Genomic DNA, 13,153 nt, shown 5'->3' with positions numbered 1-13,153 from the left:
CGCCGGGGGGGGGGGGGGGTGTTTTGTGGGTGGTTTGGGCGTTGGGGGGGGGGGGTGGTCGCCCCCCCCCCCCCCCCCCGCCGGGGGGGGGGGGGGGGGGGGCGCCCCCCGGGCCCCCCCCCCCACGGCTCTTCGGCGAAGGCCTGCTGGTGGAGGAGTACGTGCCCGGCGCCGACCTGTACCGGAACCCGACCTTCGACGGAGTGGTCGCGCAGGACGGGACCGTCCACGCCGTCGGCACGGGGCTGATGGAGGTCACCGGAACGGCCTACCAGGGGGTCACCGTCGGCCCGGGTGTCCTGCCCGAGGCGCTGACGGCGACCGCGACCGCGTTCGGCACGGCCGTGGGGGAGGCCCTGTCGGCGGAGGGCTACCGGGGCTGGTACGACGTGGACTTCGTCACCGACCTGGCCGGACGGCCGGCGCCCACCGAGATCAACCTGCGGCTCACCGGCCCCGCCGTCGCCTTCGTCCTGCAGAGCCGCCTCGACGGCGTGCGGGGAGGCCACCACCTGGTACGCACCCTGGACCGCCTCCCCCTGGGCGCACGGCTGCCCGCTCCCGCCCTGCTCGAACACTGCGACGGCCTGGCCCGCCGGTGCAGAGCCCTGGGCGCCGTCCTGCTCACCACCATCCCCACGGCGGGACTGGACCCCGTGCCGTACGTCGGGGTCGCCCTCGCCGCACGGTCGCGTCAGGCACTCGACGAGGCCGAGGCGCTGGTGCGGTTCGGCAACGGCGCGCTGGGCGGCCTGTTCACCGGACCGGCCTCCGGCGCCACTTGGGCGTCACGGCGACGAAGGCGGCGACCACGGCTGCGGCGATCATGAGCGACACGTTGAAGGTGTAGACGAGGACGGCCTGCGACCCCCACTCCTCCTTGCCGGTGAGCCGGTAGAAGTTGTCCTGCGGCCACCAGGCCGCCAGCAGCCAGACCACGGACAGGTGCGCCGCCGTGGTGAACCAGCCCGTGTGCCCGATCCGCGCCATGCCCGGCCGCCCCACCAGCAGGAAGGCCATGCCCGCGCCGAAGGAGACGTTCTCGCAGAAATACAGGAAGCGGAAGCGGTCCGCGTACCGCTCAGGCACGTCCGACAGGTCCGTCGAGTACGGCCACAGGATGTCGGTGAATCCCCAGGCCGGCAGCGCGAAGAGCGCGACGAGGAACAGGATCCCGACCACCACGCACCCTGCCTGCGGCCCTGACGGCGCAGGGCCCGTGGTCCCTCCCTTGCCGCCGAGCACCTTCCCCGTCCCGACGGGCAGGGGAAGGTTCCTGCGGTCGACCTTGTCGGCCCGGGTGCGGGGCAGCGACCCGACGGACACCACCGCATGAGGCCACTCGTCACGCCGCGCGGCGAGGCACACGTGCCGGTGGACGTCCACGGGGTCCAGCCCGCGGCCCTCGACGGGGACCGCGTAGGCCACGACCTTGACGTCCCGGGGGTTCTTGGTCTCGACCTCGGCCACCAGACCCTCGCGCACGTCCGGGTGGCCGTGCAGCGCGCGCTCGGCGGCGGCGTACGCACCCTGCCGCCGGCCCAGGAACTCCAGCAGACCGTCGTCCCGGATCCGTCCCTCGTCGCCGGTACGGACGCCGTTCAGGACGATGGGGCCCCGCTCCTCGGGAGCGTGTCCCCCGACGGTGAGGTAGGTCCCGGGGAGAGGGACGCCGATCAGCGAGACCGGTTCGCTCCCGGACTCCGACGGCTGCCGCGTCCCCGGCAGCTCGAAGCAGGCGCCGGCACCGAACGCCTCGGTGACGGTGTAGGCGTTGACCACGCGCACGTCGCCGCCGAGCCCGTCCTTCAGAGCGCGCTGTTCGTCGAGGTACCAGGTGTCGCCCGTGACGGTCACGAGGCGCAACCGCGTCGTCCGGGGCGGCTCCTGGGCCGTCAGCAGCCGCGCGGTGGGCACACCGCAGGCGAGCACGGTCACTTCCTCGTTCGCGATGAGCCGCCACAGAGCCGTGCCCCGGGCGACGGGGTCGTGGTGTTCGTCATCGGGGAGGATCAGGGTGCCGCCGGAACCGAGAGCCCGTACCCAGCCCTCTGTGAACCCCGCGGATTCGGGTGGGGCCGTGTGCACGTGGCGGTCGTGGGCGCCGGAGCCGTAGACCTGTTCCCAGGCGTTCCGGGCCGTGGCGAGGGCATGGTGGCTGACGGGGACGAGTCCGGGCGGCCCCGTCGTCCCGGCGGTGAGGAGCACGCACGCGGTGGCGCCACGGGCGGACGGCGTGTCCCGCGCTCCATCCGCGTGCGGCATCGTCCCGTCCTCGTCCCCCGGTCCCGCTTCGGCGTCGACGCACACCACCCGCCGGTGCGGACGGTCTTCGACCGCCACCCGGTACAGCTCGCGGGTGAGCACGACGGACGGATCGGCGTCCGCCAGGACGCGGTGCAGCTCCTCCCGGGGCGCGGCCGGGTCGAGCGGCAGGTAGGCGCCACCGGCCCTGAGGACACCCAGCATGGCGACCAGGGCGGCGACGGGCCGGTCCAGCGCGACGGCGGCCAGCCCGCCGTCCCCCAGGCCCGCGCGGCGCAGGCGGTCGGCCTCGGTGTCCACGAGACGGCCCAGTTCCCCGTAGGTGATCCGTTCGACACCGCATACGATCGCCTCGGCCGACGGCGTCGTGTCCATCCAACCGGCCACCAGCTCGTCCACGCGCTGCTCGCCGACCGGCACATGTTCCACTGACATCGAACCCCCCTTGTGACCAAGCACGTTGGCAGAATTATGCTGACAAGTCGCCCGTCCGGTGGGTCGATCGCCCACCCTCGCCGACCTGGGCGTGAAGACCTGCGAAAAGCTGTGCGCGCGGCCCGGCGCCGCGAAGTCGGACGTGGCGGAGCCCGGTGAGGCGAACGAGTCCGGTGCCACACCCCGGCGCGGGCGTCTCACCGGACGGGCGCCACAGGACCGGCGAGGACGCGTGCCAGGGTGACAGCACGGACGAACTCGCCCTGGAGGTCCGAAGAGGCCCGAGGATCCGAACGATTCCTTGGCCCTCGCCCTGTTGGGCCGGTGCCACCGTTGCCGCGGCCTCTCCCGCCCCTGCCTGGCCGACGGATCTGCCGACGCCGGCCGAGCCGGAGAAGTGCCACCTGTTCTGGCGCAAGGTCACCGACCCGGCCTGGCGGCTGCCCGAGAGGGCGGTGGCGGCGGCCGACGACATCCGGGTCGTCCTGCCCGAGGGCCCCGCCTTCGACGACCTGCGCGCCCACCTGGCCTGGCAAGGCATTCCGTTCCGCGGCGGCTGGTACTAGATGGAGGACGAACAGGGCGACACAGCAGGCGAGTTCAGAAGCCTCACGGATCTGGTGGTCCACCCCCGCCCGCGTGTTCGCGGGCCCGGGTTCCCCCATACCACCCACGCCCGTCGCGAGATCCGGGGCGCACGCCGCCCGGAACGTGTTCGAGGCCCAGTGGGACGCCCTGACCGACTCATTGGCCCGACACCCTCAACGGATTCACAGCCGGAACCGGCCTGGGCCTCGACGCGCCGACGTCACCGTGGCCGTCCGGAGTCGGTGGTCGCCTTCCGGCAGAGGTGCTTGACCGTTTCCTGATGGGGGCGATCGGGTGTGCGGCACCGAGAGGCCGGCGGCAGGGGCAGCATGCGATCGTCGCGTGACACTGCTCGCTACGACAGGTGAAAGTGTCGTGGTCGGGAAAGTCCGGCCGGCAGGGCAGTCGAACCGTCTTCCGCACCCGTCTGTACGGGGGAACGAGGGAGGGCGCATTGAACGCCGAGGAGGAACGCCAGTTCCGCGAGTTCGTGGCGGCGCGATCGAGATCGCTGCTGCATACGGCCTATTTACTGACCGGAGACTGGGAGCAGGGCCGTGACCTGCTCCGGTCGCCACTGCGCCCTCGCCCGCCCTGGTTCCTTCTCGTCCCCTGCACCGGTGCCATGGGCCTCGGCTTCGGCACCGTCGTCATTTCCGACACCGACACCGACACCGACACCGAGACCGAAGCCGCAGCCGAATCCACTGCGGCGGCCCTCCGTGTGCCCTGCTGCGTCATGGTCACCCGCGCCCGCGAGCGGGGCTGGTCCCGGGTCTACAGGACAGCGGCTGCCGCGCCGCTCGGGGGCCTGCGCGGGTGAGCGATGCCGTGCTGAGCGCGCCCCCTGGGTGAGATGTCCGGGGGAAGGGCGGGCGGTGCCCGACCCGTACGTACGACGGGGACCCCCGTATCCGCCATGCCGCCGCCTCCCGGCAGCGATACTGGATGCATGGACGCGACGACCACCGCCCCCCGTGCCGAGGTGCTGCGGGACCGCTACCGCAGCCGACTGCCCGAGCGTTTGCAGGAGCTGGCCGGCCCCGTCGAGGGCGACGTGGACCTGCCGCTCCACATCGTCTGGTCCGGGCGGACGAGCTACAGCCTGGACCGTCCGAAGTCCCGCATGACGCTCTACCGGACCGTCCTCGCCGAAGGACTGGGCGAGGACCTGGTGGCCCTCCTGCACCACCGGCTGCTCACCGAGCAGTGGCCCGTGCTGCGACGCTTGATCAGTCCCTACGTCCGCGAGGTCTGGGAGGACGCCTTCCCCGAGCTGCTCCGCACCGCTCCGGCCGACACGACCGCCGCGTGAAGCTCACTCCGCTCCACGAGCGTCTCCTCGCCGACATCCTCGACCTCGGCTCCCCTGCCCTCTGGTCCTCACCGGCGGATACGCCGTGCAGGCCCACGGCCTGGTCGAACGCTTCAGCCGCGACCTCGACGTCGCCACCGAGAATCCCGCTCCGATGCAGGAGATCGTCGCCTCACTCACAGCGGGCCCCAGCGCGCGCGGATGGCGGACCACGCACGTCCGGACCGATCCGCTCAGCGGCCGGTTCCTCGTCACCGATCCGGACACCGGCGAGGAGTGCGAGGTCGACGTCCTCAAGGAGGCGTTCTGGGCTCCGCCTGCCCAGACCCCCTACGGCCCCGTTCTTTCCCTCGACGACGTGATCGGCACCAAGGTCCGTGCCCTCGCCGACCGCGGCACCGTCCGCGACCTCATCGACGTCCAGGCCGCCTCCCGCCACCGTTCCACCGCCGACCTCGAATCCCTGGGCCGCCGTCGTGCCCGCGACGAGTTCAGCCTCGAAGACCTCCGGGACCGGCTCATCGGCGCGGACTGGTACGAGGACGAGGACTACACCGCGTACGGACTCACCTCCCGGCAGATCGAAGAACTCAAAGCGTGGGCGCTGGAGTGGGCGGAGGATCTGGGCGCGCGGATCCATGACGAGAACGCCTGAGAGGCGGTCATCACGTCCGTCCCCTCTACCGCCGTTGCAACGAGAGGATGCGGTGCAGCCGGCAGGTTCCAACCCGGAGCCGTCCACGGTGGGTGGCTGTCCCGCACAGCAACCGAGAGGTACCCCGCAGTGGACTCACGGCGAAACCGGGCCGCGATAGCGGTCGAACACTGCATCCCGCTCCCACTCCCATGAGGACCACCCGCAGGGCCGGGGCTGAACGGCGGGCCGCCGCGCCCCGCTCGACGGCGCGGCGGCCCGCCGGACCGGCTACTCCGGTTCGTCCTTGTCCACCAGCCCCGCCTCGTAGGCGATGATCGCCGCCTGCACCCGGTTGCGGACCCCGAGCTGGTTGAGGATCGCGCTGACGTACGTCTTGATCGTCCCTTCCACCAGATGCAGCCGCTCGGCGATCTGCGCGTTCGACAGGCCGGCACCGAGCATCCCCAGCACCTCCTGCTCCCGCTTGGTCAGCAGTGTGGTGCGGTCCCCGGAGGCCTTTGCGCGCGGCGCGGGGCGGCGCAGCTCCGTCATCAGCCGCCGCGCCACCAGCGGGGACAGACAGGCACCGCCGGACGCCACGGCCCGCACCCCGGAGATCAGGTCCCGCGGGTCCGAGGCCTTCAGCAGGAAGCCCGCCACGCCCTGGTCGAGGGCGCGCTCGATGTACTTGTCCTCGCCGAAGGTGGTCAGGATGACCACGGCGCTGTCCGGGTTGGTGGCCCTGAGCTCCCCGGCGGCCGCCAGGCCGTCCATCTCCGGCATGCGGATGTCGAGCAGGACCACGTCCGGCCGGTGCCTGCGGGACAGCTCCACCGCCTCACGGCCGTCCGCGGCCTCGGCCACGACCTCGATGTCCGGTTCGGTGGTCAGGATGGAGCGGACCCCGGCCCTGATGATGGTCTCGTCGTCGGCGAGCAGAACGCGAATCATCCCAACTCCGTTGTCACAGGGTGTCCTTGGCCACCAGAACATCATCCTTGAAGCACAGGCGGTACAGCGTGTCCGTGAGGCTCAGGACGCTGTCGGCCGCCCGGTAGTACTCGCACGCGGCCCCCGGGGGAGCGGGGGGATCGGTGACGACCGGCGGCGGCTTGCGGATGCGCCGCTCGGGGAGGACCGGGGCCAGCTCCCGGCGTGACTCGCCCAGCCTCATGGAGTGGTAGTTCCGGGGGGAGAGCGAGGTCATCGCCGAGGTGAAGACGTAGAGCCCGGCCAGCACCAGCACCAGCGCCGCACCGAGCAGCACCGGCAGCAGCGCGGCCCGCCGCGCGTTGCGCCGCACCCGCGCCCTGGCCCGCGCGAGCGCCGTCCGCGAGGCACTGCGCCGCGACCGCGCACCCTCCGCGGCGGGGCAGAGGAGTCCTTCCTCCACCTGACCGAGGGCGTCCAGGCCGCCCCGCGTGCCGTCGGCATCCGGTCCTGCCGCGTCGGGACCGCCCCCTCCGGCGTCCTCGTCGTGCGCCTCCTCCACCGGCAGCGCGCGAGCGGACGGCTCGTGCGGGAGTTCCGCGCGGACCTCGAAGCCGCCCCTGCGGGGGCCCGCCCGCAGGGTGCCGCCGGCCAGCCTGACGCGCTCGTCGAGGCCGATCAGCCCCATCCGGCTGCCGGACGGGGCGGGCTCGTCCCCGCCGGACGGCAGTTCGTTGAACACGGACACCACCGTGTCGTCCACCCGGTGGCCCAACCGTACGGTGATCGGCGCGCCCGCCGCGTGCTTGGTCGCGTTGGTCAGCGCCTCCTGCACCACGCGGTACGCGGCGAGTTCGGTGAGCAGCGGCGGCCGCCGCTGCTCACCGCCGTCCTCCCGGAACCGCACCGGCATTCCGGAGCGCTCGAAGCGCCGCACCAGGTCGGAGATCGACTCGTGGGCGGGTCGCAGCGATGGCGTGGAGTCCTCCCGCAGCAGCCCGATGACCTCGTGCAGCCGCTCGGTGGCCATGGTGCACCGCTCCCGCAGCTGCGTCACCGTCCGGCGCTGCTCGTCCGTCAGGTCCCGGGCCAGCTCCAGCCCTCCGGCCAGCAGGGCCATCACGCTCAGCTCGTGGCCCAGCGAGTCATGGATGTCCTGGGCGATCCTGGCCCGTTCCTTGAGCCGGGCCTGTTCGGCGACGAAACGGCCCTTCCACTCCAGTTGTTCGGCGCGGTCCCAGCCGGCCCGGGTCAGATCGGAGCGCTGGCGCCACCAGTCTCCCGCCCACCAGGGCAGGACGCAGGTGAAGAACTCGGTGAGGAGCAGGCTCAGCCAGTCCTTGGGCTCGGCGAACAGATTCACCAGCAGCAGCCCGACGGCCGCCACCCCGAGGAACACCGCGTGCGCCGGCCAGAGCCGGGTGACCCGGCGGCCCGCCACGAAGCTCAGCACCACCGTCGCCCCGGCCGTCCACAGGTTCGAGCCGAGGGCGACGTAGAACAGCACGATCGACCCGGCCAGCGCCAGCGACAGCAGGGGCACGGCCCGGCGCACCGCGACCGCGGCCGTGATCAGCAGGCTGACGGCCAGCCAGCCGACCGGTGCGGCGGCGAGCCCCTCGACGTCGATCGCGGAAGGGGCCAGCAGCACGGCGAGCAGCAGCAGGTCGCGGCGCCGTGTGAACGGCCGCTCGGCGCCGAGACTGTGGATCACGTGGTCCGCTTGCCGCCGGACGGCCTGCAAGAGCTGCATTCCTGCACGCTACAAGAGGGGGTACGGGCCACGAACCTGCCGAAAGTCGAGTCACATCGTTGCCGAACGCCAGATGTTCCCGGGGGCGGTCACTCCTAGTTTCTGTGGTGTGACTGTGGAAGGAGCAGCCAGGTAATGATCACTGTGGACCGATTGACCAAGAGGTATGGGGACAAGACGGCCGTGTCCGACCTCTCGTTCGGAATCAACCCGGGAAAGGTGACGGGTTTCCTCGGACCGAACGGGGCGGGCAAGTCGACGACCATGCGCATGATCGTCGGTCTCGACGAGCCCACGGAGGGCCGCGCACTCGTCGGCGGCAAGCCGTATGCGCAGCTGAAGCACCCGTTGCGGAAGGTGGGCGCCCTGCTCGACGCACGGGCCGGGCATCCGGGCCGTTCCGCACACCAGCATCTGCTCGGCATGGCGCGCAGCAACGGCATCCCGGCCTCCCGGGTGACGCAGGTGCTGGAGACCGTCGGCCTCGGCGAGGTGGCCAAGAAGCGGATCGGCTCGTTCTCGCTCGGCATGGGCCAGCGGCTCGGCATCGCCGCGGCGCTGCTCGGCGACCCCGAGGTGCTGCTGTTCGACGAGCCCGTCAACGGCCTGGACCCCGACGGCGTGCGCTGGGTGCGGGAGCTGATGCGGGAACTGGCCGCGGAGGGCCGCACGGTCTTCGTCTCCAGCCATTTGATGAGTGAGATGCAGGAGACCGCCGACCACGTGGTGGTCATCGGCCGCGGCAAGGTCATCGCCGATGCCCCGATCGAGGAGGTCATCGCGGGCAGTTCACTGAATGCCGTCCGGGTGCGCACCCCCCAGCCGGACGTGCTGTGGCGCGAACTGCTCAGCCTCGGCATGAGCGTGGAGCGCGGTGCCGGCGACGCCCCCGAGGAACTCATGGTCGTCGGCGGCACCCTGGAGGAGATCGGCGACCTGGCCTTCCAGCACCGCGTCCCGGTCCACGAACTGAGCCTGCGCAAGGCCAGTCTGGAGCAGGCGTACATGGAACTCACCGCCGCCAGCGTGGAGTACGGCTCGCCCTCCCTCTCCCACGCCGCCGAAGCACTCGTAAACCAAGCACCGGATCACCAGGAAGCGTAAGCAGACATGACAGCGACAACGGCCCCCAGGCTCGTCGGACCCGTCTCCGGCGGTGGATTCAAAGGCGCCCTCGCCTTCGAGTGGACGAAACTGTGGAGCGTGCGCGCGACGTGGTGGAACCTGCTCGTCGGGCTGGTGCTCACCGTGGGGTTCGCGGTGATCGTCGGCATGTCCGCCGCCGCGAGCGCCAAGAAGGGCGTGGACGTCACCATGCCCGCCCCGCACCAGGCGTCCCAGGCGTTCCTGATCTCCCAGCTGACCGTGGTGGTGCTCGCCACGCTCGCGCTGACCAGCGAGTACTCCAGCGGCTCGATCCGCACCACGCTCCAGAGCGTGCCCAGGCGGCGCCGGATGCTGCTGTCCAAGACGCTGGTCGTCACCTCGGTCGTGGCCGTGGCGGGCTTCGTCCTCAGCCTGCTGGCCAGCTGGGCCGCCGCCTCCTTCATGGGGGAGTACGGCGAGTACACCGGCGGTGAGCTGGCCGGCACCGCCTTCGGCGCGGCCGCCTACCTCGCCCTCCTCGCCACCATGTGCATCGGCGTGGGCACGGTGCTGCGCAGCGCCGCCGGCACGATCACCACGCTCATCATGATGCTGCTGGCGCTGCCTCAGCTCATGGGCGTCATCGGCGCCAAGTGGCTGGATACCGCCAGCGACTACATGCCCAGCGAGGCGGGCACCGTGCTGATGACCCAGGAGACCGGCCCCTACGGCAGCGGCACCGCGCTCCTGGTGCTGATCCTGTGGGCGCTCGCCGCGGTCGTGGGCGGCTACGCCGTGCTGCGCCGCCGCGACGCCTGACCGCTCCGCGGGCCGACGGCCACCCCCGTCCGCCGGCCCGCGGTCCCCCCGACGTCGGCGTCGCCGCGGCACCCGCCCAGGCCATGCCCGCCGACAAGCCGCAGGTCCTCGCCTCCTTCACCCAGACCGACGTGGCGAGCCCAAACACCTGGAACGCCGCCAGCCAGAACAAGGCCGCGTGAACGGCCTACGAGTTCGACTGGTCCAACGACGGCTGCACCCAAGTGCCCGACAACCCGTTCGACTCCGGAGGAGTTCAGGAACGACGCGGTCGCGCTGTATCGCGCTGCGGCCGGCAGGCGCGCGTACTCGGCGGTCGCGGCGGACGTCGGGTGACCGGCGAGACGCTGCGGAGCTGGGTGCGGCAGGCTGACGAGCAGGCGGGCCGGGACGGCGGCCGCGGCGAGACGGCGGTGGAGGACCGGGAGGAGGAGCTTGTCCGGCTCCGGGCCGAGCTGGGCCGGCTGCGCAAGGCGGAGAAGGAGTGGGAGCTCGAGCGGGAGATCCTGCGGCGGGCGGCCCAGTATTTCGCGAAGGAGATGAGGGCGTGACCGGCCGCCGGGACTTCATCTCCATCCACCGCGCCGACTTCGGTGTGCAGCGGATATGCCGGGTCCTTCAGGTCTCGCGCTCGGGCTACCACCAGTGGCTCGCCAGCGCCGAGGCCCGCCAGGTCCGCCATGCCTGCGATGACGCGCTGGTCGCCGAGATCCGTGAGATCCACGGCACCTACGGCGTGCGCCGCGTCCATGCCGAGCTGCGGGACTTCGGGCACTGCGTGAACCGCAAGCGTGTGGAGCGGCTGATGCGCGCGAGCGGGCTCGAGGGCCGGCACCCGCGACGGCGTAAGCGGGCCACGGTCCCCGACCGCCTCGCGCCGCCTGCCCCTGACCTGGTCGATGGCCACCCACATGCGGACCGAACTGGTCGTCGATGCCCTGAAGATGGCGGTGGCCGCGAGGGGCGGCCGCGTGGACGGGGCGATCTTCCACGCGGCCAGGGGATCCCAGTACACCTCTGCCGTGTTCTCCCAGGTCAGCGACCACTTCGGGATCCGTAGGAGCGTGGGCCGCGTCGGGTCGAGTTACGACAATGCCCTCGCCGAGAGTTTCTGGCAGGGACTGAAGCGAGAGGCCCTACGCGCAACGTTCACGACGGTCCGTCAGGCCAGACTGGAGATCTTCCAGTGGCTCACCTGCTACAACACTCGACGGCGCCACAGCGGGCAGATGATCTCGCAAGCGTCGGACGGACGGGAACGGGTGCGAGCTACGGATCGGTTTTCAGCGCCATAACGGCGAGTTAACGCGGCTCGGGATGCTCTGAGTGGTTCGGTTCCGTGCGGGAGCCGAACCGTTCCCGCATCTTTCCGGAGGTTTCCATGCGTCGTCGTTACACCGCCCCGTTGGTTGCCCTCGCCCTCGCCCTGCCTGCAGTGCTGGCCTCGGCCGCCGACGCCTCGGCCGCGCCAGCGGACAAGGGTGAGGTGCTCAGTTCCTGGACCCAGACATCGGCGAGCAGCTACAACGCCTGGAACGCCGCCCGGAACAACCAGGCCGCCTGGAGCGCCTACGGGTTCGACTGGTCCACGGACTACTGCACCACGTCCCCGGACAACCCCTTCGGCTTCCCGTTCAAGGACTCCTGCGCCCGCCACGACTTCGGATACCGCAACTACAAGGCGGCCGGCACCTTCGAGGCCAACAAGTCCCGTCTCGACAGTGCCTTCTACGCCGATCTGAAGCGGGTCTGCGCCACCTACTCCGGTGCGTCCAAGACCTCCTGCGACGCCACCGCCTGGACGTACTACCAGGCGGTCTCCGCCTTCGGCGGTTCGCCGGCCGTGGACGGGACGGCCGTGGCCTGACAGTCCGCCACCCCCTGTCGGCCCGGGCGTCTACGACGTGATATCGCGCCCGGGCTCGGCGGCGCGTTCGCGGAGCATCTCGGCGACGAGAAACGCCAGATCGAGTGACTGGCTCCGGTTGAGTCTAGGGTCGCACGCCGTCTCATAACGCCGGTGCAGCTGACTCGCTCGGATTTCGTCACTGCCGCCCACGCATTCCGTGACGTCGTCACCGGTGAGTTCGATATGTGCTCCACCTGGGTAGGTGCCCAATTCTCGGTGGACCTCGAAGAAGCCGCGCAGCTCGTCCAGGATTTCCGCCACCTGGCGCGTTTTTCGGCCGTCCGGAGCGGTGAATGTGTTGCCATGCATGGGATCGCATACCCAGCCCACTCGAACTCCTTCAGCGAGGCTCTTTTCGATGAGCGGGGGCAGTAGTTCCCGTACGTTCTTCGCGCCCATCCGTACGATGAAGGTGAGCCGTCCGGGCTCCCGTTCCGGGTCGAGCCGCTCGGCGTAGCCGAGCACCTCGTCGGGTGTCGTGGTCGGCCCCAGCTTCACCGCTAAGGGGTTGGCGACCCGGGAGAAGAACTCGACGTGCGGGCCGTCCAGGTTCCGGGTGCGTTCACCGATCCACAGCAGATGGCCGCTCGTGGCATAGGTCCTGCCGGAGACCGGATCCCGGCGTGCCAGCGCCCTTTCGTAGTCGAGCAGGAGTCCCTCGTGACTGGCGAACACCTCCGTGGTGCGGACCCCGGCCGGATCGACGCCGCACGCGGCCATGAACGCGAGAGCCCGGTCGATCTCGTCGGCCAGTGCGGCATAGCGCGCGCCTTCGGGTGAGTGCGCGACGAAACCCTGGTTCCAGGTATGCGCCTGATGCAGGTCGGCGTCGTCGGCGGCGAAGGCCCGTACCAGATTGAGGACGACCGCCGACTTCTCATACATGGTGCGCATGCGGTGCGGGTCGGGTGTCCGGTCCCGAACCGTGAAGCCCGGCCCGTTCACCGCGTCGCCCTGGTAGGAGGGCAGCTCGGTGCCGTCCCGCAACTCCACGGGGCTGGAGCGGGGTTTGGCGAACTGGCCCGCGAGCCTGCCGACCTTGACCACCGGGACGGACGCGCCGTAGGTGAGCACCACCGCCATCTGCAGCAGGGTTCGCAGCTTGCCGCGTATCCCGTCGGCGGTCACCCCGGCGAACGTCTCCGCGCAGTCGCCGCCCTGCAGCAGGAACGCCCGTCCCAGGGCCACCTCGCCGAGCCGGGCACGGAGCTGGTCGCATTCCGCCCCGAACACCAGGGGCGGGGCCGTCGACAACTCGTCGACCACAGAACACAGAACGGATGCGTCCGGCCACGCCGGCTGTTGTTTCGCGCACGGTCCCGGATGGTGATTCGGCTGCGTTTCCATCGCGTTCGATCAGCCCTTTCGAAAGATGGTCGCGGATTTTTCCGTGACGGTTCCGTGAGTCCGGTATCC

Annotated in this window: 11 protein-coding genes and 3 pseudogenes; 10 read left to right on the top strand and 4 right to left on the bottom strand. The window is 71.1% G+C overall.

What is annotated here, in order from left to right:
* Positions 1–149 precede the first annotated feature (149 nt).
* Positions 150–830 (top strand): hypothetical protein, encoded by a 681-nt coding sequence (locus ACFW6B_RS31715; RefSeq protein WP_386601436.1) that lies wholly within the window; start codon positions 150–152, stop codon positions 828–830.
* Here the strand turns inward: ACFW6B_RS31715 and ACFW6B_RS31710 are convergent.
* Positions 757–2,700 carry an AMP-binding protein gene (locus ACFW6B_RS31710; RefSeq protein ID WP_386601434.1) on the bottom strand — a complete coding sequence of 648 codons (1,944 nt, stop codon included), beginning with the start codon at positions 2,698–2,700 and terminating at the stop codon, positions 757–759. The two genes, ACFW6B_RS31715 and ACFW6B_RS31710, sit on opposite strands and share 74 nt — an antisense overlap.
* Before the next feature lie 173 nt (positions 2,701–2,873).
* Here ACFW6B_RS31710 and ACFW6B_RS31705 point away from each other — a divergent pair, with 173 nt between their 5' ends.
* The 4 genes and pseudogenes from ACFW6B_RS31705 to ACFW6B_RS31690 all read left to right on the top strand — a co-directional run bounded on the left by ACFW6B_RS31705 (position 2,874) and on the right by ACFW6B_RS31690 (position 5,258).
* Positions 2,874–3,266, top strand: coding sequence for a hypothetical protein (locus ACFW6B_RS31705; RefSeq protein ID WP_386601432.1), 393 nt, complete (start codon positions 2,874–2,876; stop codon positions 3,264–3,266).
* A gap of 476 nt (positions 3,267–3,742) precedes the next feature.
* Positions 3,743–4,111: a hypothetical protein gene (locus tag ACFW6B_RS31700; protein ID WP_386601430.1), complete on the top strand. Its 369-nt coding sequence runs from the start codon at positions 3,743–3,745 to the stop codon at positions 4,109–4,111.
* Positions 4,112–4,240: 129 nt separating this feature from the next.
* On the top strand, positions 4,241–4,603 hold the full coding sequence (locus ACFW6B_RS31695) for a hypothetical protein (protein WP_386601428.1): 363 nt from the start codon (positions 4,241–4,243) through the stop codon (positions 4,601–4,603).
* Positions 4,600–5,258, top strand: a pseudogene (locus ACFW6B_RS31690) (nucleotidyl transferase AbiEii/AbiGii toxin family protein). The gene ACFW6B_RS31695 and the pseudogene ACFW6B_RS31690 overlap by 4 nt, the downstream one beginning before the upstream one ends.
* 270 nt (positions 5,259–5,528) lie before the next feature.
* On the opposite strand, the gene ACFW6B_RS31685 reads toward ACFW6B_RS31690, so the two are convergent.
* The gene (locus ACFW6B_RS31685; RefSeq protein ID WP_386601427.1) at positions 5,529–6,191 is read right to left on the bottom strand and encodes a response regulator; all 663 of its coding nucleotides are present in this window, start codon (positions 6,189–6,191) and stop codon (positions 5,529–5,531) included.
* A 13-nt stretch (positions 6,192–6,204) separates the two neighbouring features.
* Positions 6,205–7,923: a sensor histidine kinase gene (locus ACFW6B_RS31680; RefSeq protein ID WP_386601424.1), complete on the bottom strand. Its 1,719-nt coding sequence runs from the start codon at positions 7,921–7,923 to the stop codon at positions 6,205–6,207.
* A gap of 135 nt (positions 7,924–8,058) precedes the next feature.
* Between ACFW6B_RS31680 and ACFW6B_RS31675 the strand changes: the two genes are divergently transcribed.
* From ACFW6B_RS31675 to ACFW6B_RS31655, 5 genes and pseudogenes are all read left to right on the top strand, one after another.
* Entirely contained in the window at positions 8,059–9,027 is a 969-nt protein-coding gene (locus ACFW6B_RS31675) for an ABC transporter ATP-binding protein (protein WP_386601422.1), read from the top strand.
* A gap of 6 nt (positions 9,028–9,033) precedes the next feature.
* The gene (locus tag ACFW6B_RS31670; RefSeq protein ID WP_386601420.1) at positions 9,034–9,828 is read left to right on the top strand and encodes an ABC transporter; all 795 of its coding nucleotides are present in this window, start codon (positions 9,034–9,036) and stop codon (positions 9,826–9,828) included.
* A pseudogene (locus ACFW6B_RS31665) lies at positions 9,825–10,070 on the top strand (hypothetical protein); the annotation flags it as partial. The gene ACFW6B_RS31670 and the pseudogene ACFW6B_RS31665, both read left to right, overlap by 4 nt.
* Before the next feature lie 186 nt (positions 10,071–10,256).
* Positions 10,257–11,051: pseudogene (locus tag ACFW6B_RS31660) on the top strand (IS3 family transposase); the annotation flags it as partial.
* Positions 11,052–11,209: 158 nt separating this feature from the next.
* On the top strand, positions 11,210–11,695 hold the full coding sequence (locus tag ACFW6B_RS31655; protein ID WP_386601417.1) for a phospholipase: 486 nt from the start codon (positions 11,210–11,212) through the stop codon (positions 11,693–11,695).
* A 30-nt stretch (positions 11,696–11,725) separates the two neighbouring features.
* Here ACFW6B_RS31655 and ACFW6B_RS31650 read toward each other — a convergent pair whose 3' ends face one another.
* Positions 11,726–13,084, bottom strand: a complete 1,359-nt coding sequence (locus ACFW6B_RS31650) for a class II 3-deoxy-7-phosphoheptulonate synthase (RefSeq protein WP_386601415.1) — start codon at positions 13,082–13,084, stop codon at positions 11,726–11,728.
* Between the last annotated feature and the right edge of the window lie 69 nt (positions 13,085–13,153).

Origin of the sequence: Streptomyces sp. NPDC058751 (genome assembly GCF_042746485.1) — a bacterium.
Taxonomy (GTDB): Bacteria; Actinomycetota; Actinomycetes; order Streptomycetales; family Streptomycetaceae; genus Streptomyces.
Note: the sequence above shows the minus strand (reverse complement) of the source record. Positions and strands in the feature narration are given on the sequence as shown.

Bases quoted from the DNA above. Each gene is read 5' to 3' on its own strand.
- ACFW6B_RS31675 (WP_386601422.1), top strand. From the start codon at position 8,059: ATGATCACTGTGGACCGATTGACCAAGAGGTATGGGGACAAGACGGCC.
- ACFW6B_RS31670 (WP_386601420.1), top strand. From the start codon at position 9,034: ATGACAGCGACAACGGCCCCCAGGCTCGTCGGACCCGTCTCCGGCGGT.
- ACFW6B_RS31650 (WP_386601415.1), bottom strand. From the start codon at position 13,084: ATGGAAACGCAGCCGAATCACCATCCGGGACCGTGCGCGAAACAACAG.
- ACFW6B_RS31680 (WP_386601424.1), bottom strand. From the start codon at position 7,923: ATGCAGCTCTTGCAGGCCGTCCGGCGGCAAGCGGACCACGTGATCCAC.
- ACFW6B_RS31710 (WP_386601434.1), bottom strand. From the start codon at position 2,700: ATGTCAGTGGAACATGTGCCGGTCGGCGAGCAGCGCGTGGACGAGCTG.
- ACFW6B_RS31655 (WP_386601417.1), top strand. From the start codon at position 11,210: ATGCGTCGTCGTTACACCGCCCCGTTGGTTGCCCTCGCCCTCGCCCTG.
- ACFW6B_RS31685 (WP_386601427.1), bottom strand. From the start codon at position 6,191: ATGATTCGCGTTCTGCTCGCCGACGACGAGACCATCATCAGGGCCGGG.
- ACFW6B_RS31695 (WP_386601428.1), top strand. From the start codon at position 4,241: ATGGACGCGACGACCACCGCCCCCCGTGCCGAGGTGCTGCGGGACCGC.